Raw genomic sequence first — 26,119 nt, forward strand, 5'->3', positions numbered from 1 at the left:
TATCTGCTATTCAAAGTAAACAACATTCTCTAATTTTGTACTCATTTGACCAATATCCGTAACGTGTAGCCCCCTACCGCAACACAGGGGTCAATATATTCAAATTTTATCTTTATACTGATATTCAGAGGCACAATGCGAAAGATAATTGCTCATTTCAAGATTGTTTTAACCTTACTTCTACCCGTAACCGTATCTGCCCAGCAGATCGAGTGGCAATCCTGTATGACCAGTCAATTCAACCACTGGTTTGCTGAGGAAAAACCGTCTCCTGACTTACTATGTGGTTATTTGTCTGTTCCATTAAAATATACAAATATAGGCGGAGATGCTTCTTATGAAAAAAAATCACAAGTCAAACTAGCGTTGACAAAATTGCCGGCAAAAAGCAAGCATAAAGGAAGCATCCTGATAATAAGTGGTGGGCCCGGGTTACCAGGCATAAATCCTTATATTAACTTTGACTGGCCAGTCACAAATCTGCGTGAGTCATGGGATATTATTGGATTTGATCCTCGAGGCGTCGGACAGTCCACTCCGACAATAAACTGCCAGCAATCAGATACAGAGATTCAGGAAAACATAACCGAAAAGCAACGAGTACTAAATAAAATTAATGCCTGTATCCATAATACCGGAGCCGAAGTCATTCGCCATATCGGCTCTAATGAGGCTGTATATGATATTGATCGTATTAGGCAAGCCTTGGGTGATAAACAACTGACAGCCGTGGCGTATTCGTATGGAACACAAATTGCAGCCTTATATGCAGAACGTTTTCCTTACAACGTCAGATCTATCGTTCTGGATGGAGTCGTCGATATTGATGACCTGGAGGACAACTTCACATGGCAACTCAAACAGGCACAAAGTTATCAGGAAACGTTTGATCGCTTTGCATCCTGGTGTGCGCGTACAAAAAGTTGCCCGCTTTCTTCAGACAGAGATAAGGCAATAACTCAGTTCCACGAACTGTTATTAAAATTGCATCACAGACCTTTAATCGACAGCAAGGGAGAAAATATATCTTCAGATGAACTCATATCATTAACAACAGACCTTCTATTATGGCGTTCATCATGGCCAACCCTTGCAACTGCCATACGCCAGTTCTCACAGGGGATTGTCAGTAATGAAATTGAAACTGCGCTCAGTGCTCCAATAGCCTCAGAAGAGTCAAGCGATGCTTTGGGGGTAATCCTTTGTGTTGATCAGGGAGATGAGAAATTAACACCAGAAGAGAGAAAATCCCGAAAAGACGCTCTTGCGAATGCCTTCCCAGCTATTAACTTTGACAATGGACGCTCTGATTCACCTGATTTTTGTGAATTGTGGCCAATACATAGCGACCTGAACAAAACTCGCCTGAAAAATACAGTTCTGCCCTCGGGTTTACTGTTTGTTGCACACAAATACGACCCAACAACGCCCTGGATTAATGCTCGCAAGATGGCAGAGAAATTTTCCAGCCCGTTACTGACAATAAATGGTGATGGGCATACATTAGCTCTTACCGGAGTCAATTTATGTGTGGATAAAGCAGTTGTACATCACCTGCTCACTCCACAGAAAACAGAAGATATATCCTGTCCAGGAAATGCTGAAGTAGAGATACAATAATAAAAAATAGCATCCAACCACAGCACGCTCTTGCTTACGACGTGCTGCGGTTTTATTGATAATTCCGGATTAGATCGTCAATGGAGACATTATTGCCGGAGATAATGGTGGATTCAGCATCCAGAGTAATCCCGGCGACACCGTATCAAAAGGACGGCTCAGATCATTAACACATTTTGTTAACTTGAAATCTGTAACACTTTCTCCATTCCCCAAACATTGACCATTTCCAATCGACTTGATTTGCACAGCTCCAGTTTCACTGGTTATAAATGTAAATAATGCATTGCGATTGCTTTCAGTGCATTGTTTAGCCACTGCTAATTGCCCATTTAGAATTGCAAGGCATTCATTACCATCAGGGTTTTTTATCTGAACATGCCCCCCCGGTGCCGATATCAAATCCAAATCATTAGTCTTTACTTCTGATATAACCCAATTATTTACATTGAAGTCACGACCTACAGGGTTTCTGAGTATCCCACCAGTAAGAACGTTTCTAATATTAACCAACACAGGTCTGGGTTCAGGATCTCCAGAAGCATTGTTGCCAGCAAACTGAGTGAGAAGCCCTCGTTGATTTACCGCATCAGAAGTACATCCCGTCAGCAATAAAACCAAAATCGTAATAATTATTCTCATCTTCTAGCTCCTCTTCCGGGAATGAAGCCAACCGGAAAGTGATCAGAGGCAATTTGCCCTCTTAACAACCCAAATAACAGCGAAGCCCTCAACAGGGGAAGCACAAAACTCACTGAGTTTCCAACTACAGCATAATCAAGCACTCCACCACTGGCCTGCGTTGGATCTGGTGGTGCAATAATATTCACGTGATTACGGATTCCCGGCTCAAGTGTTGAAAATAACATAGCAGGTGAACGGTTGAAATCTCCTGCAATCATCCAGTTAGCGGCCTGTCTTATAGGATCTGTTTGTCTGTTGAAAAACTCAAAAACACTGTTAACAATTGCTCCAGAATCTATACCTCGGTTTGCCAATGCATGAGTTGAGAAGAAAACATCATTACCTATTCTTATTCCAATGATCGGACGCGATGCCACTGTTGGAGGTGATAATACAATCACCTCATCAGCTCTTCTGTTAGATACTATCGCTAAATTTACTCTATTAGAAAGAGCATCAGTTCGCGAAAAATAAATAAAAAGCTGCTGTGGACGGCTATTCGTTCCAGTATTCCAGATATACTCATTCATTGGGATACCTGGTGTACGAAATTCACGTTCCGTTAGTGTAGCTGAAGATGGTATTGAACCAGCTTCCTGAACCATCAGGATATCAACAGCACCACTTCCCGTGACAAGTTGTCGAACATGTGTGTTCCATTTATTTTCTGTCGGTGCATTTGAGCCCTGCAAATTCCAGGTTGCAACTTTAAAGTCGCTTAAATCTGCAAAAGAAATACCCGGCAAAATCATTAACAGGAATAATAATTTTTTCATACTCCCTCCATTCCATCAGGTTTGTCATGAGGTGGAATTGGCAATGGTCTGAATGGTCTTAATTCTGGTTTAATCAGATTTGGTTTTGCCGCTCTGACAGGTGGACTTATTGCCCATAGCATTTCTTGCGTTTCTTCTTTTGCACCAGGACACTTCTCAAGGGTGATTGTAAAAGCAAACGGTGACAGTATAGTTCTGCTTAAATAGTCTGCTCTTATACACGTCTGCAAGGCGCTACTTCTTATAAGCACATTACCATTAGTAGAAGGCAGTAACTGAAACTCCTGAGATAACGAATTATCATCACAGGTATTATGTATCACCCCGTTTTTAAAGGCCTCCATGCAAGTCCCCTGGGCAACATTAACAAATTTCACTGTACCGGCATCTTTACCATCCACAACCTTCCAGTTCCGATTCTCTCCAAAACTTACTGAATCAAACGGAGTATATCCCCAAAGCCAGTTACGGACAGGTCTGGCCCAAACAGTAAGCATCGCTCCCCCTGTGCTCATTATTGAAACATCAGGAAAGTCAGTACTGTTGCTCCCAAATGTTGGAGATGTGCCATTTGAAGCAACAGCGACACCTTGCCCTGGAATTCCGACTAATTCTACATTCTTTCCCGGTGGCGAAGGTGAATCACCGATCCCATCCGAGCAACCAGTAATTATAAGTGTGCACAAAAATGCAATTAGTTTTTTATCCACTATATTTCCTCCTCTGCACCACCTCTTTTTTATAAAAAACAGAAACAACAAAGCAACAAAAATATTACTGGTAAGATTAATGAGAAAATGTGAAAGCAGCACAACAAACAAGTTTATTATAACATTCGTTATTGTTTTTCAGGTTACAAACAGCGAGCTCATATATAATTCTTTATATTCCAAAACACTATGCAACATGACCATAACGTCTGCGGTTCAGTGGAGTTTGCTCAAACATATTCGCCAGTCTGTTTCATTACGTAATACACCTGTTTAGGTGTATGCATAAGACCAGTCAGGTATAAATAACTATATTGTTTTGCATAAGAAGTTGGTTGCATAATCACCAGTTAATATAAACTCCATTATTTCTCCACATTTTCATGTTAGAAGTTGCAAAGAGAAACATGATGTTTCTCTTTGAGATAATTAATCATTCCTGTTGCCCACCTCACTGGTGGGCTTTTTTATGTAAAACCAGCCCCTGCCATGTTCCCCTGACATGATGACGTTAGCGATTAACCAACAGCCAGATCAGCAGACACGCCACCACCGGCACAGCAAAATCCATCATGCTTGCCATATCCCATGCACGTGGATCAAAACCGCCCCACCACGGCATGTTAATCCGCTTGCCATGCCCGAACATTCCAATCCAGCGATATTCTGCCTGGGTATGTTCACGCGCAATGAAGAACGTACAACCGGCTATCGCTCCGTAAGCCCAGTTCCCGGTAAAAAGACCAACCAGTACCTGCGCAGCCACAGCACAAAGCGCGTGAAGGAAAGGTGTTATATCCATTACTCCTCCTTTATCCAATATCGCTTCGGGAAGTTAATAACAACTTTAATTCTGACTCAAGTTCATCAACTCTTTCAGTCAGCTTCTGGATATGGTGAATCAGTGGAACAACCAGACGTTCGTACATTACGCCTTCGGCAACAAGGCCATTGCTGGAAATAGCTTCAGGAGCATCATCTTCGTTAGCTGGTCGCCAGTGTACAAACTGAGGGGCAATTTCTCCTACTTCCTCGGCAATCAATCCGTAGAATCCCCAATCGCGCCTGTCATTTTCGCATTGCGACCTGTACCACACAGGGCGCATCTTGAAAATGAGATCGGCGTGCTCTGAATCTATCGTCTCTACTGAATGTTTATAGCGGATAGACGATGTTGACCGCAGCACAGACGAAATTGCGGGGTCAGGATTAAGATAAAGGTTTGCCGCAGCTGTAGTCGTGGCCAAATTCCATAAATAAAACGCTTCACGACCTGTCAGTGGATAAAAATCTCCGCCATAACGACCGCTTTCCAGATCGTTCACTTCCACTTTGTTTTTCAGCTTATTATCCACTTCAGTTTTCGTGTATCTGGTACTGATATCCTGCTTTGCACTGTCCATATCAGTCTGAAGCGTTGATACTTTTCCGCTAATTGATGAAATATCTTCCTTAGCTTTACTGACATCTCCCTTTAGCTTGGTGATATCTCCTGGAATTACTGTCGATGTAGCCATTTTTCTGCCTCACATCCAGCCACGAAGTTGATGCTCAACAACAACCGCGTATTTATCGAATATTGACGATTTTTTTGCATCATTAATGATGCGCACGTTTACAAAATATCCATCTTCCTTAACACATATCGGTTCGCCATCTTCAGTCAGCTCTCCGGTTTCTTTGTACACGTTACCTATCACGTCAATAAGAATATCATCCTGCATCGACTCGTCATCATAATAGCCAGCACTCTCCATAAAGGCCGAAAAGTCGGCCCTGTCGGCAAATTTGAGTGTTAAATCTTTCATTAGATTGACTCCCCCACCTGAGCATCAGTCAATGCCTTGTGCCATATTCTGAAATTCCTGACATGACCAAATAAATGACGTAACCCGGCTGTAGTCTGGCCTCCAATACGGATAATTGCGGTGTTCTGAATATAGAACCATGTGGTTTTTGTTTCGCTGGATATACGCCCGTTACTTACTGAGCACGTAGACTGATCTGACTTTACACGCATCCCCATAACCATTTTTTCAAGCGATGCGTTTTCGTTTACCCGTCTGTTAGCTCCTCCAATATCGCAATAAGGAAATCCGTCGTAATCTGTTGAACGACCGAAGCCAAGAATAATAGCCGCTCCGGTTTGATGACCGCCGGTGTCAAAAACACGCGGCGCTGCATTTGGCGTTTTATACCAGTTCTTATGTACCTCACAAAGAACCGTAAAAGGAAGATTATAAAGATTATTCTTAATGGGAACTGTAACTATATCGCTTGCGCGGGTCGCCGCCGTCGTTCCTGATATAATAAAAGATGATACACAAGGCCCATTTTCTACTTGTGGGGTGGCCAGATAAATATAGTCACCAGATACGGTTGCCCCGCCCTGCTTAGGAGAATACTGTATCTGAGAACCTATTTTTAACTCCCCATCAATTGCCTGAATTGTTGCCTCTGCAAAAATCCATCCGGTAGCTTCGTCCTTTCTGACTCTCGCAGTAATCCTTGAGGCAGCACCGCCTGTCATAGTAATTTCAAGCGTTTGTGTATCAATATACGCATCACCAAGAAAAGTTGTTGCGCTACCGTCATATTTATCAAACCGGATACGCAGCCTTACCTGCAGTTCTGTTTTAAAACGACATGAGGTTGTCACGTATTTATTATCGCCTGAGACATCAACTGACTTTGTTGCAGCAATTGATGCCATATTAATGGCTGAGGTTTGCCCAATCAGAGAATCGTTACAGACAAACTTTCCATAGGTAAAACCAAAACTATCCGTCCCGGTTTCGGGAACATCCATATTTGACGATCGCCCCCAACTGGCAGGGTTTTCCGAATTGAGCATGTAGTTTGTTCTTTGCCCCTCAATAAGCAGGCCATCACGTTCAAATCGTGGCTCGTCAATGGCAGCCTCTGTCAGCACACCAGATTTATTAATATAGGTTGCTTTCGATGCGCGTTTAAACTTTACAACCTTATCGCCAGGCATCGTTATTTCATCATCACCAATAACAATCTTTTTATATGACGGCGAAAAGCCCGTAATCATATCCAGTGAATCGTTAAACGGTATCCACACATCGGGAAGCGGCTGCAAAACTTGTTTATACGGCTCCGCAGCCTGGCTTGCATACTCTCTGGCTGCGTCTTCACTTGCTTTTGCAGCCGTCTGGCTTGCAGCGGATGCTTTCGCCGAGTTAGCCGCCGCAGTCTCGCTCGCCTTTGCGTTGGTTTCACTGGTTTTTGCAGCTTTTTGACTGTTGGCTGATGCAGTGGCAGAAGAAGCCGCCGCACTTGCAGAACCAGCTGCAGCACTCTCGCTTTGGGCCGCTGCATCCTGACTGTTTTTCGCCGCAGTTTCGCTGGCTTTAGCATTCGTTTCGCTGGTCTTCGCTGCCGTCTGGCTGGACTTTGCGTTAGTTTCGCTCGTCTTCGCTGCTTTCTGGCTGTTAGCCGCAGCAGTTGCTGATCCAGCTGCTGAAGTCGCAGAACCGGCTGCCGCGCTCTCGCTTTCGGCTGCTGCATTCTGGCTATTTTTCGCCGCAGTTTCACTGGCTTTAGCATTCGTTTCGCTGGTTTTCGCTGCCGTCTGGCTGGACTTTGCGTTGGTTTCGCTCGTCTTTGCTGCTGTCTCGCTATTTTTCGCGTTGGTTTCTGATTTTTTAGCTGCTGTCGCGGAATTTGCCGATGCAGTCTGCGAGGCCGCTGCCGCCTGTGCGCTGTTAGCTGCATTCGTTTCTGAGGTTTTCGCCGCGTTCTTCGATGATGCCGCTGCAGTTTCGGATTTCTTTGCCGCCGCTGCGCTCTGAGAGGCGGCTTCAGCGTTGCGTGCCGCTTCTTCCACCATTTCCTCAAAACGACGCAATGCCTCCGGCATGACATCATCTTCCGTCATGGCGCCGAGAAAATCATTCAGCGTACCTGGTCTGGAGCCTTCATAGACGGTAATGGTCCCGGCATGTGAAGGCGGAAAACCTTCAACCAGCAGGATGACGCTGTACTGGCCATACTCAACATCCATGCTGTAACGCCCGACTTCATCCGGATTTTCAGAGGCCACCGTGTTCACCAGTACCGTGGTGCTGTTACGCTTTGCCTTCAGTTGAATAGTGCAGTTCTGTATTGGTTTTCCCGCACCATCTTTCAGCACACCTGAGATTTTTACTGCTGCCATATCCACTCCACAAAAAAGCCCGCCTGAACCGGCGGGCTGTCATAACACTGTGTTACCTGGCTAATCAGAATTTATAACCGACACCAACGATGAAACCGTCAGTGCGCCAGTCGCCACTGCCGGAACCTTCATAAGCAATATCAATGGCCACGGATTCGGTCGGGTTAAACTGCACGCCAGCCCCCCACGCCAGAGACGTGTTGCTGTGGCGACCGTCATCACTTCCGGTCAGCACATCGTGCGTTTTCCCCTTGTTATCAGTTACGCGGAGATAATCTCCGGAGAACGTCGAAACACGGCTGTAAGCCACACCCGCCATCGCATAAGCACTGAACCACTCATTCACGCGCACAGATGGCCCCGCCATCATGCTGAACCAGCGGTTACGTACGGAATCTTCATGCCAGCGGGTATCGCTGTAACGGGTAAGCTGGCGATTCTTGTCTCCTGCATAGCTGAATGACGTCACCAGCCCCAGCGTGTCCGTAAATTCATAACGGTATTTCACGTTAACGCCCTTCAGGTCATCGTTGCCGGGCATATCAGTATGGGACTGAAGATACCCGGCGCTTAGTGTGGACTGATGCTCTGCTGCACTCGCTGGCGTACCAGCGGCGACCAGCCAGACTACTGCAGACAGAATAACAGCACATAATTTACGCATAATTACCTCTCGCTTTTCTGCAATAAAAAAGGCGCCATTTCTGGCGCCCGTATTTGGGTTATAAAATTCAACTGATACTGATACCGGCTGTTGATTTCTTCATCACGACAACAAGAAGGTCGCTGATACTGGTCGTTGGCGTCCAGTTATTAGCACCATATGAAGAAACATTGAAAGTCAGGGTGACATGACCGTGTCCGGCAGGCATATCAATGACGGATGAAAATACCCTGCTGACATCCGTCGCGGGTTGCTGAAAGATTTCCTGTCCGTTCTTCAGTACCTGCAGCTTACAGGTTGAATACCAGTATGACTGTTGGTTGTTGCTGTTGAAGTTTTCATGCTTACCACCGCGAAACAGAACGGGTGGGATTACTATCTGACGGTCAAAAGCCTGGTCATCGTACACAGTGACCGTTATTGTACCGCTGGCATAACTGCCATTTCTCGGAAAGGCTTTTCCCACCGTTTTGACAATATCACCTTCAATCTGGTTGGCAGACAGTTTTCCCAGAATCCGGCAGTTCTGGTTAATCGTGACATTATTGAGCGTCCCGGAGTTCGCATTCACGTTACCGCTGATATCGGCATTTTTCGCCGTCAGCCGCCCGTCCGGTGTCAGGGAAAATACCGGCGGATTGCCGCCGCTGGTAATGGTGGGAGCCGTCAGATACTTCAGGAACACTTCGTTCATGAATATCTGGTTGCCCTGCGCCACAAACATCGGCGTTTCATTCCCGTTTGCCGGGTCAATAAACGCGATACGGTTAGCGGCAACCAGGAACTGGCTCAGTTTGCCTTCCTCCGTATCCTCCATGCTGAGGCCAAGCCCCGCGACATAATGCCTGCCGTCTTCGGTCTGCTCAATTTTGACGCCCCACATGGCATTCCATTTATCGTTGGCGTCTTTCCACTCTTTCGAAAACTCCTCCAGTTTGCTGGCGTTATCTTCCGTCAGCTCAAAGTTTTCCAGTAGCTCCTTGCCGAGATGCGTTTTATTGATCAACCCTTTATAAAAATTCAGATAACCTTCCGCATCATCGCTCGCCCGACCGACGGCCTCCACGAATGTCGATTTACCAACGGTGTTCACGCTGCGGATATAAAAGTAATAATCATAACCCGGCTTAATATTGCTACTGGCGGCTATCCAGTACAGCGCAGTACCAAGATAACGCGCGCTGGTTTCAACCTGCCTGATATCAATAATCTGCTTTTCCGAGAACCAGAACTCAAACTGTACCGTCGGATCATAAACGGCAAGATGCGGCGTGGCGGTGATCTGAAAATAGCCCGGCGTCAGCTCAATCCGCGACGGCGCTGACGGTGCGGCAATCCGGAACGATACCGACGCCGGATCGCCCTGCTGTCCCCACGCATTTACCGCCCGGACTGTCAGCCTGTAGTTTCCCAGCGCCAGTTGCGTGAATCGGTATGTGGTTTCCGTCGTCCGGGCCGTGCTGACCAGCCGCTCACTGCCGTCATCCGCTGCCACGGTCAGGCGAAGCATAAAGCTCACACCCTTCACCACCTTCGGCGTATCCCAGCGCGCCAGCACCTGGTATTCCCCGCTGTCTGCGGTGACTTCTGCGGTCAGGTGCTGCACTGCTGGCGGCGTGACACCATTCACCGTGCCGCTCTGGTCGCCGTCAAAGTGCGCCCCGTTATCCACGATGGCCTCTTTCTCCGGCACATGCTGCACAGCGGTGATGGCATACGTGCCGTCGTCATTCTCACGGATACTCACGCAGCGGAACAGGCGCTGGCGCAGCGTCGGCAGCTTCAGCCCCCACACGCTGTACTCGGCAACGCCATCAGGAACCCGGCTCACTTTTACCTTCACGCCGTCGGTGACGGACTGGACCTCCACGCTGACCGGATTCCCCTGTCCGTCAACCAGGCTTATCAGCGTGGTGCCGGAGGATGGCAGCGTGATTTCACGGTCGAGCGTCAGTGTCCGCGTCTGGCTGTTCACCGCCAGCACGCGCCCGCCGGTGCTGATACCCGCATAGTCATCATCGCAGATTTCAATGACATCGCCCGGTACATGGCGAAGCCCTTCTGCACCCACGCTGAAGTCCACGGTCTGCGTTTCCAGCAATTCCGTTTTAATCAGCCACAGCCCGGCGCGGTGCGCCTGCCCCCGGCTGGTACAGCCAAAAGCATCCATCTTCGTGACGTTACGACCGTAACGGGCAATGGCCTGCGTATCCTCCACAAGCTCTGTCGCCGTCTCCCAGCCGTTGTTCGGGTCAATCCAGTTCACCTCAACGGCATTATGGCGGTCTTTCAGGGCGCTGAAGCTGTAGCGGAACGGTGCGCCATCATCCGGCATCACCACATTACTGCGGTTATAGGTCCACACCTTATCCGACGGTCGGTCCTGCACGAACGTCAGCGTCTGCCCGTTCCATACTGGCATACAGCGCATCGCCGAGCAGAAATCACTGAGCACATCCCACGCCTTGCGCTGTGTGGTCAGGTACGCATTACAGGTGATGCGCGGCTCCGTGCCGCCAAAGCCGTCCGGCACCGACTGGTCGCAATTCTGGCCGATGACATACAGCGCCCATTTGTCCACATCCGCCGCACCGAGACGCTTCCCCATGCCGTAGCGCGGATGGGTCAGCATATCCCACAGACACCAGGCCATGTTGTTGCTGTATGCTGGCTTAAACGTTCCGTCCCAGATACCGCTGTATTGCCGCGTCTGCGGGTTATAGTTCGACGGCACCTGCAGAATGCGCCCGCGAAGATGATAATTACGGCTCACCTGCTGGCTGCCGAACTGTTCCGAGTCCACCTGCACGCCGACCAGTGCCGTGTTCGGGTAGCACTGTTTCACATCGATGATTTCGGTGTATGACGACCAGAGCGTTTTGTTCTGCAGCTGGTCTGTGGTGCTGTCCGGCGTCATCCTGCGCATCCGGATATTAAACGGGCGCGGCGGCAGGTTACCCACCACCACCGAGGCCAGATACTGCGAGGTGGTTTTGCCCTTAATGGTGATGTCTTTTTCCGTCACCCAGCCACCGTTACGCTGTATCTGAACCAGCAGACGGACTTCCGACGGATTCCTGTCACCCTTTGAGGTGGTTTCCACCAGTGCCTGTACACCGAAGGTAAAGCGCAGACGGTCGATGTTTGCCGACGTAATGGTGCGGGTGATCGGCGTGTCATATTTCACTTCCGTACCCAGCACCGTCTCGGAACCGGAGGATTCAAATCCCTCCGGCGGTGACTGCTCCTGCTCGCCTGCCCGGAACACCACCGTGACGCCGGAGATATTGGTATTCCCCTCACTGTCCAGCACCGGCGTACTGTTCAGCAGCACGCTTTTTAAGCCATCCACCGGACCTTCAACCGGCCCTTCACTGATGGCATCGATCACACTCAGCAACTGCGTGGACTTCAGGTTGTCCTTCGCTTCGCGCGGGATATGCCCCTTACTGCTTCCTTTGCCCATTCGTCATGCTCCATAAACGACAAAACCGCCCGGAGGCGGTTTCACATGAAATATTTTGCATCAGCGGCCAATCACCACAACCTGACCACCGTCCCCTTCATCTGCCGTGCTGATCTCCTGAGAAACCACACGAGACCCCACGCGCATTTCACCGTACAGAACAGGCAGAACATTGCCCTGGGCAACCATGTTATCCAGTGATGAGAAATAGGTGTTCTGCTTACCGTTATCCGTGCTGGTCGCTGTGGGCGTCCGGGCTTTCGGTGCCAGCATCTGGGCCACACCACCCAGGATCATACTGGCCCCTGCCGCATACATGCCCGATACAGCCGCGGCACCCAGCCAGCCCACAGGGTTCCACCATGCCACCGCAATCAGCGCCGCACCCAGCACTGCCTGAAAAACACCGCCACTTTTAGCTCCCGCCAGACGCGGCACAATGTGGATCACGGCACCATTTGCCAGCGACTCATTAAGACGGGCAGATAATTCATTTTCGCCTGCATCACGCCCGGCAATGCGCACCTGATACCAGCCCTCATTCAGTTTCTGACGAAACGCCGGGAGCTGTGTGGACAACGCCCGGATGGCTTCAGCCCCCGTTTTTACACGAAGGTCGATGCGGCGGCCAAATCGTTGTAAATCCCCGTAAAGGCAGATGCGTGCCATGCCCGGTGACGCCAGAGGGAGTGTGTGCGTCGCTGCCATTTGTCGGTATACCTCTCTCGTTTGCTCAGTTGTTCAGGAATATGGTGCAACAGCTCACCGTCGCCGCAGTAAATGGCGGCATGATTCGGCACCGATGAACCAAAACAGCACAGCAGCACATCGCCCGGCTGCGCCGCTGACAACGGCACCTGATACAGCCCTGTGGCCTCCAGATTATCCAGATAGAGATTCTGGCCGTTACACCACCAGTCATCCTCACGATGAAAGTCCGGCATCTCAATCCCCGCCAGATGATAAGCATCCCGGAACAGCGTGTAACAGTCCGTCGCCCCGTGCTCAAAGCGCCGCCCGGTAAGATGCGGCACACAGCGGAATTTATGAATCTCACCCCGGCAGACCAGCCACCAAGGCAAATCGCTCTGCACCTGCAGCCGCCTGTCAGCCTCACTCAGCCAGGGCAGACCACCGGGGTGGCTGTGGACCAGCGCCACAATCTCACCCTGCATCTCTGCCCGCAGCCAGTCCTCCGGCGACATCCGGAAATACGCCTCCGGCTCACCGGAGATATTCACGCAGGGAAAATATCTTTCCCCTTCCGGCGTTCTCACCACGAAGCCGCACGACTCCGCTGGCGCACATCGCCGGGCGTGCGCCAGAATCGCTGATTCTGTCTGTGTCATGGGATTACTGCGAAAGTTTGTTAATGGAAAGGAAGCCGCCAAAGTTGCCGACGTTATTGCGAAACTTACAGCCGCTCAGGCATTTGCTGCATTTATCCTTCGTGATATCGGACGTCGGCTGGTCATATTCATCCGCGACAGCCGGACCATGATAACCGCACTCATCACCGCGATAGGTCCAGGTGCAGGTGTTGGCCAGCATGATGCGCCCCGGAAAAACAGCACCATCCGTTTCCGTCGGTGTGGAGAGCACAAAGGAGGCACTGACCGCACTCAGTTCGCTGCACTGCTCGATGCGCCAGCGGCTGATCACCTCCTGCTCCGGATCGGCGTCGCTGTTTCCGTTGACGAAGTTCACCGCATCCAGAAAACGGGCGTAAACCTTACGCCTGACCACCGTTCCGCCGACCAGACTCTGCAGGTCTTCCGCCATCCCGGTGACCATGCCGTGCAGGTTAGAGACCGTCAGTGTCGGACGGGTAGCACTACCCTTACCGTTCAGTTCAAATCCCGTCCCCTGAATAGGGTATACCTGATACTGCCGCCCCTGCCAGGTGACCGGCTCACCTTTTTCGTTCTGCTCATTACAGAAAAAATAACGTTCACCACCGACCTCTGTCAGATCGATTTCCCAGAGCACCACCTGGGCTGACTGAGTAAGGCGTGTCGTCTCATGATGTGTTTCCTGTCGTATGTCCTGCATCAGATCACCACTTCGTCAAACTGACACGAAAAATCGGTATAGGTGATATGTTCTGTCGCTGACCACGTTCGACACACCACTCTGATTTTTCTGTTAATACCCGGCGGGCGCCAAAAAAAAGATTTATAGCCTCCATGCCGAGCCAGAAACAGTTCAAATGAATTACGTTCATTCGCCTCAACCCTGAAATCACAGGTAAAAACACGCAGAGAATGATTAAGTCCGTTTGGGCTTCGTTGTTCATAACCATCGCCAAATCTTACAGTTTTTATCGATGGCTTATTTTCTGTTTTCATTCCATCCTCTGGTAACCAGTAAAATTCTTCCGTATTAGCCACTTAACATTCCTCCATCACGTCGCATATTTAACAGAGCGCCCTGCACCCGCTGATCAACCATCCCCATAAGTGCTTTTATTGCCTGAGGACCAATCTCTCCATTCTGGCCGTCATTTTGAATAGTGATTTGGTATACAGGGGCATAAGTAATATCTCTGCCTCCATTACCACTTTTACTATTAATAGCTCTGACACCAAGAGAACCATCGGAAGTTCGCGTTAATGGCATAATAGCTTCCGGTCCAGCCTCACCAAAAACACCAGCTCCTTTTGCAAAAGCAAAAAATTGCGGGGAGTCATAAATACCGTTCGAATATGTACTCAATGACGGAGACTCATAAACACCGCCCTTTGCATTCGGAATAAATTTACTAATAGCACTCCCGATAGTTCCTAAAATACCCCCAGAAGAACTGTTACTAATGCTGTCGAAAATCCCAGTAATTGAAGCCTTTAATGCAATTCGACTAAGATCTGAAATCACGGAAGTAGCGAAAGAACGAAAATTTGCCTTGCCTGTCGTGACAAAATCACCTAGCGCATCGGTCATCCCATCAAACATCTGAGTCGTGGTTGATTTTATTTGCGCACCGATATCCTTAGTGTCATCCAGCCAGTTATTGAATCCCTGGGAGGCACCACTAATCCAGTCTCCTGCCTGAATATCGAGCTGCTCGTTTTTCTGGCTGACAATTTCTTTTTCTCGCTCCAGAGCATCATTCAGAGCCTGCATTTTCTCCTGAAAAACATGATTTGACATTCCACGGGATTTATCTGCATAGTCACGTTCAAGTTGCAGACGCTGATTGTTATATTCACGTTCAATCCGCAGTAATTCCTGCTGGCGTTGCTGATTTTTATCGCCAACCCCATAACCAGCAATCTGAATATCATACCCCTGCTGACGATTATCAATCGAAGCCTGCAATGAATCACGCCATGCGGCTATTTCGGCGGATTCTTTGATTAGCCTGTTATTTTTTTCAATCGCAACATTTTTCTCCATCAACGCGGTTATTTCTTCCCGGTGTAAGAGAAGCGATTTCTGATCCTGGGTTAATTTCGATGACGGTCGTGACTCCAGGTCGGCAATCTGCTGACGCCACTTAACCAGTTCCTGTTCAGAGGAACTTAATTTAACGGTCAATTCAGCTTGTGAACTTAGTAACGCATTCTGTTGATTCAGATGATCAATCATTCGTTGGGCAGCATCATCCGAATAACCTTTCGCCTTTGGTTGCTTTGGATCTTTATAACGCTCATTTATTTGAGCGATAAGATTATTATATTCTTCCTTTGAATACTGATTCTTTAGCTTTTCCAGTTTTGCAAGTTCACTAGCTCTCTGCTGCTCCCGGGTCTGATATTGTTTTGAAAAAGCATCTGCTCTCTGTCTGAGTTCAATTCCTTCCTGTTGTCGCTTGTTGTAATCGTTTATTGATGAATTTAGTACGTCCTGAGCAATTTTTTCTGCTTGAAGTACGCCCAATTGCTGCTTTAATCGTGCCAGCTTTTTATTTTGAGCTCCGCCATCTCCAATGCCACCTAACCCGAAAACTCCGGGTCGGGTATTTTTTTCTATTTCATCAATTTGACGGAGAACATCTGAGATTTTTTGATCAAGGGAGGCCTCACGGCCAATATCCAGCATGGAATCCCATGCCCATTTTGCGGAGTCTGCGACAGCTTTCCATGCAGTCTCAAGATAACCAAGATTTTCTTTAATCTGGTTGGTGCGCTGGATCATTGAGGATGAGTATGCTTCTGTCGCAATGCGGGCGGCCTCCTGCTGGTTCCCTTCATCCTGTAGCGCCTTAATCTGGTTATAAGTCGCAAGTGTCAGAAAATGGTACTGATCATTAAGTTTTGATATAGCACTGACAGGATCCTTTGCAATTTCATTGAAGTCATTAACCAGTTGTTCGGTTGATATTCCTGTTACTTCGCTCGTTTTTACTATCGCTGTCGTCACTTGCTCCAGCGAACTGCTCGCTACCTTTCCCGAACGCACAAGCTGGTTTAATACTGCCGCCGCAGCGCCAGTTGTCGAATCAGCCGCATTCCCGGCACGTTGAGCTATATCGGCCAATTGCCCGCTGGTTGTCCCCAACTGATTTCCGGTAAGAATAAGAGATTTATTAAATTCGTCCTGCTCCTGAGAGCCTTTATAGTAAGCCAGCCCTAAGACGCCAACGGCTGCTGCGGCCAGGGTAAAAGGATTAATTAATCCCAGCACATAAGAACCTACACCTTTGATCGCCGGGCCAATCCCACCGAACATATCTTTTAGCTGGCCGCCCTGCTGCATTAACACCATAAATGGCGACTGACCAGTGGACAACCCAACAACAATATCCGTCATTTGTGCAGGCAACATGCGCATAGCAAAAGCCGTTTGTTTTGCCGACATTCCGGTTTTGCTTAATTGCGATTGAGTAACCTCAAGCTCACTCCGCATAGCACGAAGTTTTCCAGAAAGCTCCTCATACATTTCAGGAGAAAGCATCCCCTTAGCTTTTGCTTCATTGAGCTGTTTCTGTTGTTCTACCAGACGATTAAAAGCAGTTCCGACAGGATCAAGTTGAGCAATCAGACGTTGCAAAGCAGCAACCTGTTCATCATGTGCTTTTGCTGCTTCTCGCTCTGCCTGAGCCTCTCCGGTAAGCTCTCGCCGTGTTTCCTGTATTTTTCGGCTATAATTCTCAAACTGAGAACCATTTATTTTCCCGGATGCAAACGCAGCATTAAGTTCATCCTGCTGTTGTTCAAGATTTCTTAGCGCCGCAGCCAGAGGGTCGATCTTGTCCAGCATTCTTTGAAAGACCTGAGCCTGCGCTTCCTGCTGGGCGGCAGCAAGTTTTCCGGCCTTCTCGGCTTCTCTCTGCGCTTGCGCAACCCCGCTCAATTCCTCTGTGGTTTCATTAAGTTTACGGACAAGAAATTCATATTCTTCTTTATCAATAAGCCCTTTATCGAAAAATTTCTTTAATTCAGAATAGCGTCGACCGACAGTATCAATTGCGGCACCAACTGGATCAATAGCTGCTTTTAATTTTGCGAGCGCGTTCTTCTCATCTTCTGTTGCCTTAGTCACTTTCCCTGCGCTATTTGCAGCAGTTTCCCCAGCCTGCGTCATTTTGACTAATGAGGAGGCCAGATTGTCAGCATTATTTTTCGCTCCAGTGCTATCAATAATTATTGCGAGACGCGAGGTTTGCTCTGCCATTCATTAAAACTCCTGACAACAAAAAACCCACCGAAGTGGGTTTCAGGCGACATAATAGTAGATATAGCGATTACGAGGCCACGCAATGCTTTTCTCCAGGAGCATCATCGATTTAATTAAAGACACCATCACATCTCTGTAACAGAGTGTACGTAATTAACAACTACACACACTGCTCCTGAAAATACTGGTCATCCAGTGCAAAGATCACTGCTTCAAATTCATCGCGCTCAATCAATACCGGATGAGTGGCTAAATATTCATTTATCTCTGTCAGAGATAAAGGCAAAGGCACCCCAGTCATTCCAGCATAACGTCGGGCACGGGATATTACCGAATAGGCGTACAACAATTCCTTAAGCACCGGGTCTATTTCTGGTTCCGGTATCGGTGGCAACCTGAGTTTTTCTCGCTTCCATCTTGCCTTTTCACCCTTTTCTCCCCCGAACTCCGATAACCACCGCTGGGCGGCTATGGCTTTTTTATCGTATCCTGCTTCTGCTGCTCTTTACCCTGGGCGATGCTGGCTGCTTCTGCAAGGATCTGCCAGTACAACTCCGGATTCTGCTTAAGCAGCGCGATCCCTCGTTCTGGCGTATATTCCAGTGCAACCTCAACACCATCAACCAGTTCACCAACCCCTTTCCAGTCTTTCAGCAGATAACGAGCAGCATTATCAATGAGTAAATCATCAACAGAATCCACCTCGGAAACCTTTGCAATATCAAACTCCTTCGTTCCGACGTGCAAACTGGCATCCATTTTCTCAATGTGGCGACGGATTAATGCATTACGGGAGCGATACTGATCGTTATCGCTGCTTGCCACCAACAGTTTTAACCCGTCTACAGGTTTTAAGTCCTTCATTGGGGTAAACCAGCGTTCACCACCGATGATAATTTTCTGATTAAGAATAAACATCCATAACCTCATTCAATGCGCCCCCCTGTAGTGCAGTACCACAGGGGGAATAACGGAAAATCAACTAATCGCCTCAGCACTGGCTTTTGCGATCACGGCAGCCGGGGAGGCTTTTTTTCTGGTTATCGTAGGTGCTTCATCTGCTGCGGTAATGCTCAATTGAACCTGGATAATGTCGGTATTACCCCCATCAGGCCATTCACCTGACATCTGAACCTTCGGGAAACTGAAAGTGTATGCCCCCTCTCCATTCGAAAGCGTGAAGCTGAACGGAACTGTTTCTCCAGTCAGTGTTTTACTCCAGATTTCCCACGCGGCTTTAGACCATGAAAGCGTCACCGTACCGGACGGTGTAAAAGTAGTCGGAATATTTGCTCCTGCATAAGGCGAGCCAGTCCCGATACAACGCTGTGTCTGGAGTTTGTTATCGAACTGAATATCAAAACTGTCGATACAAAAACCGTTACCTCCGGCAACACCATTCAGGCTTACTGCTGAAACCTCCTTAAACGAATAACGTAGCTTTCCTGCACTATCCACAGGTTCGCCTTTGATAAAATTCGTATCATCGGCCTTTGATTCCCAGTCCAGCCCGGCAAAGGTTACGGTCGCCGTAATATCGCCGTCGTTAGGGATCTGCATTTTCCATGAGCCAACCTGCGCTCCTCTGACAACAGAGGCAATTCCGACATCGGACGCATAGGTCGCCAGAGAAAATGTTATTCGCTCATTCCCCATTGTCAGAGAATCACCTGACCATTCCGCGCCGAAACAGGATGCAAGAAAATCATCATGTTGACCCCAGCGAAATTTGGTACCAACATCACCGCCAACATCCACAGTGCCAGGCGTCGCCCCCTGAGCCATCCGGGAGCCACCAATCTCATTATTTTCGCCTTTATTCTGGGTGGGTTTTACTCCCCAGCTTGTGCGTTTTAATAAACTCCAGTCACCACTTGCTGGTGTGGTGCCTGCAACTGTCTCCCGGATAAATGCCGAGATAACCTTTGCACCTGAACTCACAGGAGCCTCCTATGTCATTAATTGCGCTAGAGCGCGCGATATGGAATTTGAAGATTAAGCTGGAACCAGCCATTCTTTTCGCCAACGGTTATTGAGGAAACAGCCTGGTAACTGAGACGGTCGTCATCCTGAAACTCAAACAGTTCCCGCAATTTATCGGCTGTCTCAGTAATGAGTTTTGAACCAGAACCTGCGGGGACAAATAACTGAATAATGATTATCCCCGTGCGATAAACAACCGGCCCCGCACCAATTTCATTAACTCCAGCCTGCCCGGGAATATTACTTAACCGCGCCCAGATTAACTTACCGGAAGGATCGAACGTTGGCCCGTTCGGATACAATACGTCTTTTCCATTAATAACCGTCTGTGCCGTCATTCTGGAAATGACCGTATTTCTGATTTCAGTAAACGTCATTTGTAAGCCTGTAAAACACCATGAAAAGCGTTGGCATACACGCCAGTTGGCGCTTGTTGTGAATGACCGTTTTCAAGAGCCTCTGCATAAGGAAGGTTATTCTGGATATAAATAATTCCGTAATTTGCAGCTTTCGAAATAACCCCGATCCCACGCTGAACCGCAATCGTACCGTTCGGATCCACGTTATCAGATATACCAAAATCGGGATGCTGTAACGACACCATGTTGTTATTTCTGAAACGCCCGGTATCAACCGGAGCAGCAATATCGATAGCAGTAAGAATCTGAATAGCGATGTAGCGAATTTTCAGCCCCACATCTTCCTCAATCATCCCGGCAAATATTGACGGTTCGATATCCCATGCCTTTGCCATTTACGCTCTCCTTAACTGGATTGAGTAAACTGATGCGGAAGGATCTACACTCGCTGTAATTACCTCGTATCGTTGCAACTGCCTTGATACAGGATCATAAATCTCAATAATATGGCCGACAGCGGTTTTATCCGTAACCTCGCATACCAGAGCTGTTAATTTAAGGTCACCATGCAAAATATTAATCCCATCAATTCTGCCCAGCTTATAACGCGTCAACACGCCTCGCCCGGTATAGGTTGCTGTGGATTCGCCGCCAGTTTCCGTCACTGGATTCCAGTTCCGGTGCGCAACGTAAGAACCAGAAAAATCACTCACGGCGTCTGCTAAATCCTCATCAAAAGCAGCGGCAACCTCTGACTGAATCTCTTCACGAAGCCCCATCATCCCCCCCTCACAACCCTGACTTGTGAGCGACTAAGTCCGTACGGTTTCAGCAGTGCTATCGCAAGCTGTAAATCGGGTTCAAGCAATGCAGTGCTGTTTGCTGGCAATTCAGCAAATGATTTCGATACACTGACCCCGTCAGCCGACACGGCTTTACTGATAACAACGCCAGAATCATTTTTCTGCTGAAACAACTTACCGACAGAGGCAATTCTGGCTGCATATGCTCCCGCAAGTTTTACCTCTTCCGGAATACGGGATGGGTTAATTTTCAGGCCGAAGCCATTAAGCCAGGCATTAGCCATTAAAACAGCTTTATTTTTAGCGTTCTCACTCGTCCAGGCGTTCCCAAACGCATTATCAACGTCATCACAGGTCACGTAAGTGATCATGTGTTACTCCTGAGTTTTCCAGCCCAGAGCCTTCCAGTTGTCAACTTCATCAGGATGAACATTAGCGATAGTTGGTGCGCCGGGAAACATCTGATAATCGGTCACCATAACCACTAACTCAATTTGCGTTTTTTGTGGCTCCTGAATTTGCTCCACATTTTGCTCCACCACTGCATTTTTTTGCGCGGCTTCACGCTGTGCTCTTTGCTCTTTAGTTAATCCGGCCATATACCCTCCATTAAAAATGGGGCCGAAGCCCCGTTTGGATGTTTAACCAAGAATCAGACAACCATGTGCCGGTTTCACTGACGAAACACCCCATGCCAGTCCAACTTCATAGCGCACCTGGCGATACTGACGATACAGTGCAATCTGGAACGTAATCCCTGAAATCGGGTCCGTAACATTCATTACATCATCAGCATTATCGCCACCTTCCGGCATTGCCGGAGTACGGGATGCCAGCAGAAACGCGTTGCGATCAAACGCCATATTTGCAGTAAAGGAGCCAACAACTGTGATTGCAGTATCATCGGCCAGATCCTGACGCAGTCCCGGTGCTGCAAGAGTAATCAGATTGCTGGTCGCTGCTGCCACAACATACTGATTAGGATCGCCAGCGAACGTAACAATCTGACCTGCAGAAATACTCCCCGAACCAGTATCAATGGAAATAAGAACATCGCCTTCTTTTTTCTCGCCATTCACGAGATAACCAGTTGCAGCAACCTTTGGCGCTCGTTTTACACCTGCCGAACTGTGAATATTGAATCCCTCCAGACGCCCCAACACGCCCTCACGCAGTAGCTGTTCAGTGCCGGATTCATTCACTTTAAACAATACAGACTGTTTTCCGCGCAAATTAGCAATGGCAGTGGAACCAAGCACCATCTGCAGATCTGTTGTCGGTGCGCCGTTATCCTCCAGAACCTGACGAGCCAGAGCAGCATCAGAAAGATCATCTTTAACACCAAACGGCGTTGTCCCTGCGGTTCCCACGGCGCGGGAAGCACCGAAATACAACACACCAAGATCAGCCTCAACCTCGTTTGCAAGGGCGCGAAAAGCCTGCTTGAACTGATCAGCCAGAATGGTGTTGTAAGTCCCTGAAGGGCCAAGAGCCAGTTGTTCTTCACCATTCCATTTAACCGGCGCCATTTTGGATTTAGTAATTTTTACATCAACAGTGCCAATATTTTGATCACCGGTATTCGGAGCTGACGGCCCCGGTACGATATCTTCGGTTTTCGCCTCAGGCGCAACTGGCGCGGTTACCGTCTGATCTTTTGCTGCGGCGTCAGCTTTTGCGTTTTTTGCTACCGCAGGGATAAAACCTACCTGCTCACGGGATACAACATCCAGGGCGGTGTAAATAGTCGGGATCAACCCGGTCAGGGTATTTCCAGCCATAATTAAATATTCCTTAAAAATTTGCGTAATTGTGAATGGATTGAGTAGTGAGCTATCCAGCCCTGACACCAACTCCCATCCGGAAGCTGGCAAATGTATTAATCAACGATTGTGATACCGTCTTTCAGTGCGTTTTGCTTACCTGCAACATCCAGTGCATCAAAAGCAGAGCGTTTCATCGTTTTCTGACCAATATCATGCTGTGTCGGACGGGAACCGCCGCCATTGTTGCCACTGGCTTTCAGGATGTAGTCTTTCTGAGGGTAATTTTCGACGAGGAACTCCAGCGCCTCATCAAACTGCGCCAGTTCTCCTGGCTTCGCGCGGGAATAAATTTTGTTGCCGGAAGCGTCATAAGCAACGATCTTCCCTTCTTCCACTTTGAATGCCTGTCCGAAGCGGGCTTGTAATAAATCTGCCGGGATCGCAATTTTATCGGCAATATATTTTGAACCCGCAAAACTACCGCCAATCATAGAATCGTAAAGCTGCTTCTCCAGCATCTGAGAGCGTTGCTTTTCTTCATCTAATTGCTGCTGAAAATTTTTCGTAATTTCAGCCTTAACCTGGTCAACCTGTCCCGCATCGATCAGCTTTTTCTGGTCGATTTTTGACAGCATTTCCAGTGCCTCGATCGCCTTCTTCGGGTCTTCGATAGCGGCAAACTTAGCCAGTTTTTCCTCTGCAGCTTCTTTAGCCAGGCGATGATTTTTTGCCTCGCCATTAAGTTCTGTAATTTTTTTTGTCGCCAGCGGTGCATCGAAGCCGATTTCTTTACCATCGTCGTGCACATAAACTGGCAGGCCAGCAGTATCAATTTCTGCGTATTGTTTTCCGTTAATCTCGACCGTTTTCAGTTTCATATTAGTACCTGGTTTAAGTCTTCCGACAGTTACGCTGCTCACCATCCGGATCGCAGCAATAAAAAAGGCCACCCGAAGGTAGCCTGTTGTAATAAATGATTTATTTAAATCCCTGCTTTTCTGAATACCTGTGCATCACGCTCACGGAGTTGCTTCAGCGTCAGCCATTCGCCTTTATCGGTGTAAAATTCATCTGGCGACATACCACCATCCCGAATCAGCTTTGCCCGGGTTTCCCCCACAATCTGTTTTTGTCTGGTGTAAGGCTGACGCAAAAACCATTCCCTGTAGGTTGTATCTCCGGCCACCACGCCATCCATGCTGGCCCGCTCAGCCGGGGAAATATCACGAACATCAATACCCAGTTCCTTCGCTGATTTCAGAATGAACGTTTCCGTTGAGCGGCAGCAGAAATGAATTTTTCCCGGCCCCTGCAAATAAGGCACGCTGTGACCTACAGGTTTATTATCCAGCGTATATTTGAGGCGATCCCTGATTCGACATTGTGGCGTAGTACGATTATCAAGCGTTGATAACCATTGCTTACCCTTAATCAAATCATTATTCGCGCGTGCAAAACTCTCACGAGCAGTAGCAGCAAGATGTCCAACCGCTGTTTTTGCAATGCTGGCCGCATTAGCCCGGCTCATCTGCAATGCACCATCCTGAAATCCCTTACTGACATGTCCCCGAATTTTTCTTGCGATCTGCTCATTGGTATCCCCCAGCAAAAAACCCTGACGCACCGTATTTGTTATGCGTCTGAGCCGATCCGCCTCAAGATCTGAGGCCCACTCACTGAGCAGTCGTCCCTGGAATGGTCGCGCCATTGCAGCGGCGTAAAGTGCATCAGAAGAGATACCAACCAGAGGGTGAACATCAGCAACAAAATCAGGTAGCAGAGAATCAAACAGACTTAACTGATAACCAACCTCATAAATTGCCAGCTCGTTCAGCTCTCCGGAGAGACTGGTAAACATGCTGTTAATAGCAGTGCGGTTAACCTCTCTGACACTCGCCAGAAGTGACTCCAGGCGCGTAACGGTAAAACTACTAGGATCGAGGCTGTCCAGTGCTACCAGCAGGCGAGCTGTAAGCTCCGCATCGCTGTCATTCAGTATTTTCACTATTCTGGCAGCCACACCAGTGCTATAGCGGGATATCCAGACTGCATGAGCAATTGATTCATCACGCAGCCGTTCATTCACGGTTTGCATCATTGATTTCCATCAGCATTACACTCTGATTTTTTAATTCATCGATCACTTCCTCTGGACGGGAATCCTGATCGATAAATTTCAACGCCTGCAACACCCGAACCGCATCAATCTGACGTATATCACCGCCCTGACGCAATGACTGAACAGCCAGCGCGGAGGATGAGTCAAACACCTGGGCAGATACATCCAGTTCAGTGCGCACATCCACATTGCCACCGCAACTCTCTCCGCTCCATTCCGCCATTATCTGGAGAATATTATCGAGGGCATCTTCGAGGGAGTTCGCCATTGTATAAAGCGGCGAGTGTTCCTGCATCCGCTCTTCATTAGTCTGATCAACAGATTTGGTGGATGTATTTTCAGCCCGCAGAAGTTTAGCGCCGGCATGACGCATCTGATTTTCCAGCTTCTCAAGTGATGTTTCGCCAGATTCTATCGCTGCGCCACTATGTTCAACATATTCGAGGCCATTTTTTGTTCTGTCCTCAAAAATCGTAGCGGTGGATGCACCAACCGTCAGTTCTTCATTCCTGTCCAGCCCGTAGGCCACCAGCAATGGAACGCGGGCAACATGAAGAATATTGTCCTGCTCGCTCTGGCTTTGCCAGTGCTTGATATTCAGCAAGCCAAGATTAAGCAATGGCGGTGTACCACGCATAAACCCTGTTTTCTTCGTATACAGTGTTACCAGAGGAATATCATCACGGCTGGTATTCCATGACTCATGAAGCGTCCAGACAGATTCGCCATTAGTACCTTCGCTGCGTCGATAAATTTCAACTCGACGGGGCATAATATGGCGGATCTGCTCCACCTTCTTCTGCCCGAAATCATCACCATCAATAATGATGACCTCTTTTATACGCAAATCAGTGAGAACAACTTTCCCTTTTTCAACTTTCGATTTCCATCCAATAACCTGGCGTGGATTCAGCATCGTAACGTACGGGCGACCACCGGCCGCGTTTTCATCGGCTTTTGTCCGAATCTCTTTCATATCCGTTCGTGGATAGTCCACCAGCGCATGTGCCACACCATACTGAAATGCGAGACTGAAAAATTGCTGCGCCCACACATCCAGTCGGCTCCCCTCCATGTCGATATTTTCTGCATATTCCCTGATTTTTTCCGGCGTTTCCTCACTCAATACTGTCGGCTCTGCAAATATGCGCCCAATATTTTGTTTGATGCTTTCTTCATACACAGGAAGTAGCGTAGCCACAGACAGGCGTTTTTTATAAGCGTCTTCATCTTCATTAGGCCATTTGGGGAGATAATTTTCCCCCTGCCTGCGCATTTCAAGCGTACCGCCCATCAATGCGTCGTTAATATCCCACGCCTCCAGCATATCGTTATAGTCGAGGTTGGGTGTTGATATATCAGCCATA

Annotated in this window: 27 protein-coding genes and 1 pseudogene; 1 reads left to right on the forward strand and 27 read right to left on the reverse strand. The window is 48.3% G+C overall.

What is annotated here, in order from left to right:
• Positions 1-135 precede the first annotated feature (135 nt).
• The gene (locus A31E_RS14560) at positions 136-1,620 is read left to right on the forward strand and encodes an alpha/beta hydrolase (protein WP_001226090.1); all 1,485 of its coding nucleotides are present in this window, start codon (positions 136-138) and stop codon (positions 1,618-1,620) included.
• Positions 1,621-1,689: 69 nt separating this feature from the next.
• On the opposite strand, the gene cdtC is transcribed toward A31E_RS14560, so the two are convergent.
• The 27 genes and pseudogenes from cdtC to A31E_RS14440 form a co-directional block, all read right to left on the reverse strand.
• Positions 1,690-2,262 carry a cytolethal distending toxin type IV subunit CdtC gene (gene cdtC, locus A31E_RS14555; protein WP_001220161.1) on the reverse strand — a complete coding sequence of 191 codons (573 nt, stop codon included), beginning with the start codon at positions 2,260-2,262 and terminating at the stop codon, positions 1,690-1,692.
• Positions 2,259-3,080, reverse strand: a complete 822-nt coding sequence (gene cdtB / locus A31E_RS14550) for a cytolethal distending toxin type IV nuclease subunit CdtB (protein ID WP_000734594.1) — start codon at positions 3,078-3,080, stop codon at positions 2,259-2,261. Before cdtB ends, cdtC begins: the two co-directional genes overlap by 4 nt.
• Positions 3,077-3,790, reverse strand: coding sequence for a cytolethal distending toxin type IV subunit CdtA (gene cdtA, locus A31E_RS14545; protein WP_000358617.1), 714 nt, complete (start codon positions 3,788-3,790; stop codon positions 3,077-3,079). Before cdtA ends, cdtB begins: the two co-directional genes overlap by 4 nt.
• A gap of 511 nt (positions 3,791-4,301) precedes the next feature.
• Positions 4,302-4,592: a hypothetical protein gene (locus A31E_RS14540; RefSeq protein WP_000355611.1), complete on the reverse strand. Its 291-nt coding sequence runs from the start codon at positions 4,590-4,592 to the stop codon at positions 4,302-4,304.
• A gap of 10 nt (positions 4,593-4,602) precedes the next feature.
• On the reverse strand, positions 4,603-5,307 hold the full coding sequence (locus tag A31E_RS14535; RefSeq protein ID WP_000235972.1) for a tail fiber domain-containing protein: 705 nt from the start codon (positions 5,305-5,307) through the stop codon (positions 4,603-4,605).
• A 9-nt stretch (positions 5,308-5,316) separates the two neighbouring features.
• Entirely contained in the window at positions 5,317-5,598 is a 282-nt protein-coding gene (locus A31E_RS14530) for a hypothetical protein (RefSeq protein WP_000654144.1), read from the reverse strand.
• A gap of 1,246 nt (positions 5,599-6,844) precedes the next feature.
• Positions 6,845-7,174: a phage tail protein gene (locus A31E_RS26755; RefSeq protein WP_410402909.1), complete on the reverse strand. Its 330-nt coding sequence runs from the start codon at positions 7,172-7,174 to the stop codon at positions 6,845-6,847.
• A 432-nt stretch (positions 7,175-7,606) separates the two neighbouring features.
• Positions 7,607-7,973, reverse strand: a pseudogene (locus tag A31E_RS26760) (prophage tail fiber N-terminal domain-containing protein); the annotation flags it as partial.
• A gap of 64 nt (positions 7,974-8,037) precedes the next feature.
• Positions 8,038-8,637 carry an Ail/Lom family outer membrane beta-barrel protein gene (locus A31E_RS14520; protein WP_001228229.1) on the reverse strand — a complete coding sequence of 200 codons (600 nt, stop codon included), beginning with the start codon at positions 8,635-8,637 and terminating at the stop codon, positions 8,038-8,040.
• A 67-nt stretch (positions 8,638-8,704) separates the two neighbouring features.
• A complete protein-coding gene (locus A31E_RS14515) occupies positions 8,705-12,103 on the reverse strand; it encodes a phage attachment tail tip protein J (RefSeq protein WP_016248729.1) in 3,399 nt (1,132 codons plus the stop codon).
• Positions 12,104-12,163: 60 nt separating this feature from the next.
• Positions 12,164-12,811 (reverse strand): tail assembly protein, encoded by a 648-nt coding sequence (locus tag A31E_RS0122555; protein WP_011703559.1) that lies wholly within the window; start codon positions 12,809-12,811, stop codon positions 12,164-12,166.
• Complete coding sequence (locus tag A31E_RS14510) at positions 12,709-13,452, reverse strand: C40 family peptidase (RefSeq protein WP_000194743.1); 744 nt, start codon at positions 13,450-13,452, stop codon at positions 12,709-12,711. The genes A31E_RS0122555 and A31E_RS14510 overlap by 103 nt, the downstream gene beginning before the upstream one ends.
• A gap of 4 nt (positions 13,453-13,456) precedes the next feature.
• A complete protein-coding gene (locus A31E_RS14505) occupies positions 13,457-14,155 on the reverse strand; it encodes a phage minor tail protein L (protein ID WP_001152480.1) in 699 nt (232 codons plus the stop codon).
• Positions 14,155-14,493 (reverse strand): phage tail protein, encoded by a 339-nt coding sequence (locus A31E_RS14500; RefSeq protein WP_000024053.1) that lies wholly within the window; start codon positions 14,491-14,493, stop codon positions 14,155-14,157. The genes A31E_RS14505 and A31E_RS14500 overlap by 1 nt, the downstream gene beginning before the upstream one ends.
• Positions 14,486-17,719: a phage tail tape measure protein gene (locus A31E_RS14495; RefSeq protein ID WP_000840612.1), complete on the reverse strand. Its 3,234-nt coding sequence runs from the start codon at positions 17,717-17,719 to the stop codon at positions 14,486-14,488. The genes A31E_RS14500 and A31E_RS14495 overlap by 8 nt, the downstream gene beginning before the upstream one ends.
• Before the next feature lie 163 nt (positions 17,720-17,882).
• Positions 17,883-18,008, reverse strand: a complete 126-nt coding sequence (locus A31E_RS26765; RefSeq protein ID WP_001635124.1) for a hypothetical protein — start codon at positions 18,006-18,008, stop codon at positions 17,883-17,885.
• A gap of 182 nt (positions 18,009-18,190) precedes the next feature.
• A complete protein-coding gene (gene ydaY / locus A31E_RS14490) occupies positions 18,191-18,550 on the reverse strand; it encodes a protein YdaY (RefSeq protein WP_122984268.1) in 360 nt (119 codons plus the stop codon).
• A gap of 150 nt (positions 18,551-18,700) precedes the next feature.
• On the reverse strand, positions 18,701-19,663 hold the full coding sequence (locus tag A31E_RS14485) for a phage tail tube protein (protein WP_000094291.1): 963 nt from the start codon (positions 19,661-19,663) through the stop codon (positions 18,701-18,703).
• Positions 19,664-19,689: 26 nt separating this feature from the next.
• Positions 19,690-20,082 carry a phage tail terminator-like protein gene (locus A31E_RS14480; protein ID WP_000144682.1) on the reverse strand — a complete coding sequence of 131 codons (393 nt, stop codon included), beginning with the start codon at positions 20,080-20,082 and terminating at the stop codon, positions 19,690-19,692.
• Positions 20,079-20,459, reverse strand: coding sequence for a hypothetical protein (locus tag A31E_RS14475; RefSeq protein ID WP_001029818.1), 381 nt, complete (start codon positions 20,457-20,459; stop codon positions 20,079-20,081). Before A31E_RS14475 ends, A31E_RS14480 begins: the two co-directional genes overlap by 4 nt.
• The gene (locus tag A31E_RS14470; RefSeq protein WP_000524258.1) at positions 20,460-20,843 is read right to left on the reverse strand and encodes a hypothetical protein; all 384 of its coding nucleotides are present in this window, start codon (positions 20,841-20,843) and stop codon (positions 20,460-20,462) included.
• Positions 20,843-21,238 (reverse strand): hypothetical protein, encoded by a 396-nt coding sequence (locus A31E_RS14465; protein WP_000634207.1) that lies wholly within the window; start codon positions 21,236-21,238, stop codon positions 20,843-20,845. The genes A31E_RS14470 and A31E_RS14465 overlap by 1 nt, the downstream gene beginning before the upstream one ends.
• A gap of 3 nt (positions 21,239-21,241) precedes the next feature.
• Complete coding sequence (locus A31E_RS14460; protein WP_000908083.1) at positions 21,242-21,466, reverse strand: hypothetical protein; 225 nt, start codon at positions 21,464-21,466, stop codon at positions 21,242-21,244.
• Between the two features lie 42 nt (positions 21,467-21,508).
• Complete coding sequence (locus A31E_RS14455; RefSeq protein ID WP_000918489.1) at positions 21,509-22,648, reverse strand: major capsid protein; 1,140 nt, start codon at positions 22,646-22,648, stop codon at positions 21,509-21,511.
• Positions 22,649-22,746: 98 nt separating this feature from the next.
• A complete protein-coding gene (locus A31E_RS14450; protein ID WP_000770040.1) occupies positions 22,747-23,511 on the reverse strand; it encodes a DUF6651 domain-containing protein in 765 nt (254 codons plus the stop codon).
• Between the two features lie 104 nt (positions 23,512-23,615).
• Positions 23,616-24,728 carry a phage minor head protein gene (locus A31E_RS14445; protein ID WP_024165603.1) on the reverse strand — a complete coding sequence of 371 codons (1,113 nt, stop codon included), beginning with the start codon at positions 24,726-24,728 and terminating at the stop codon, positions 23,616-23,618.
• The gene (locus A31E_RS14440) at positions 24,712-26,118 is read right to left on the reverse strand and encodes a DUF4055 domain-containing protein (RefSeq protein ID WP_000763705.1); all 1,407 of its coding nucleotides are present in this window, start codon (positions 26,116-26,118) and stop codon (positions 24,712-24,714) included. The genes A31E_RS14445 and A31E_RS14440 overlap by 17 nt, the downstream gene beginning before the upstream one ends.
• Position 26,119 lies beyond the last annotated feature (1 nt).

This window comes from Escherichia sp. KTE159, assembly GCF_000408805.1.
Taxonomy (GTDB): domain Bacteria; phylum Pseudomonadota; class Gammaproteobacteria; order Enterobacterales; family Enterobacteriaceae; genus Escherichia; species Escherichia marmotae.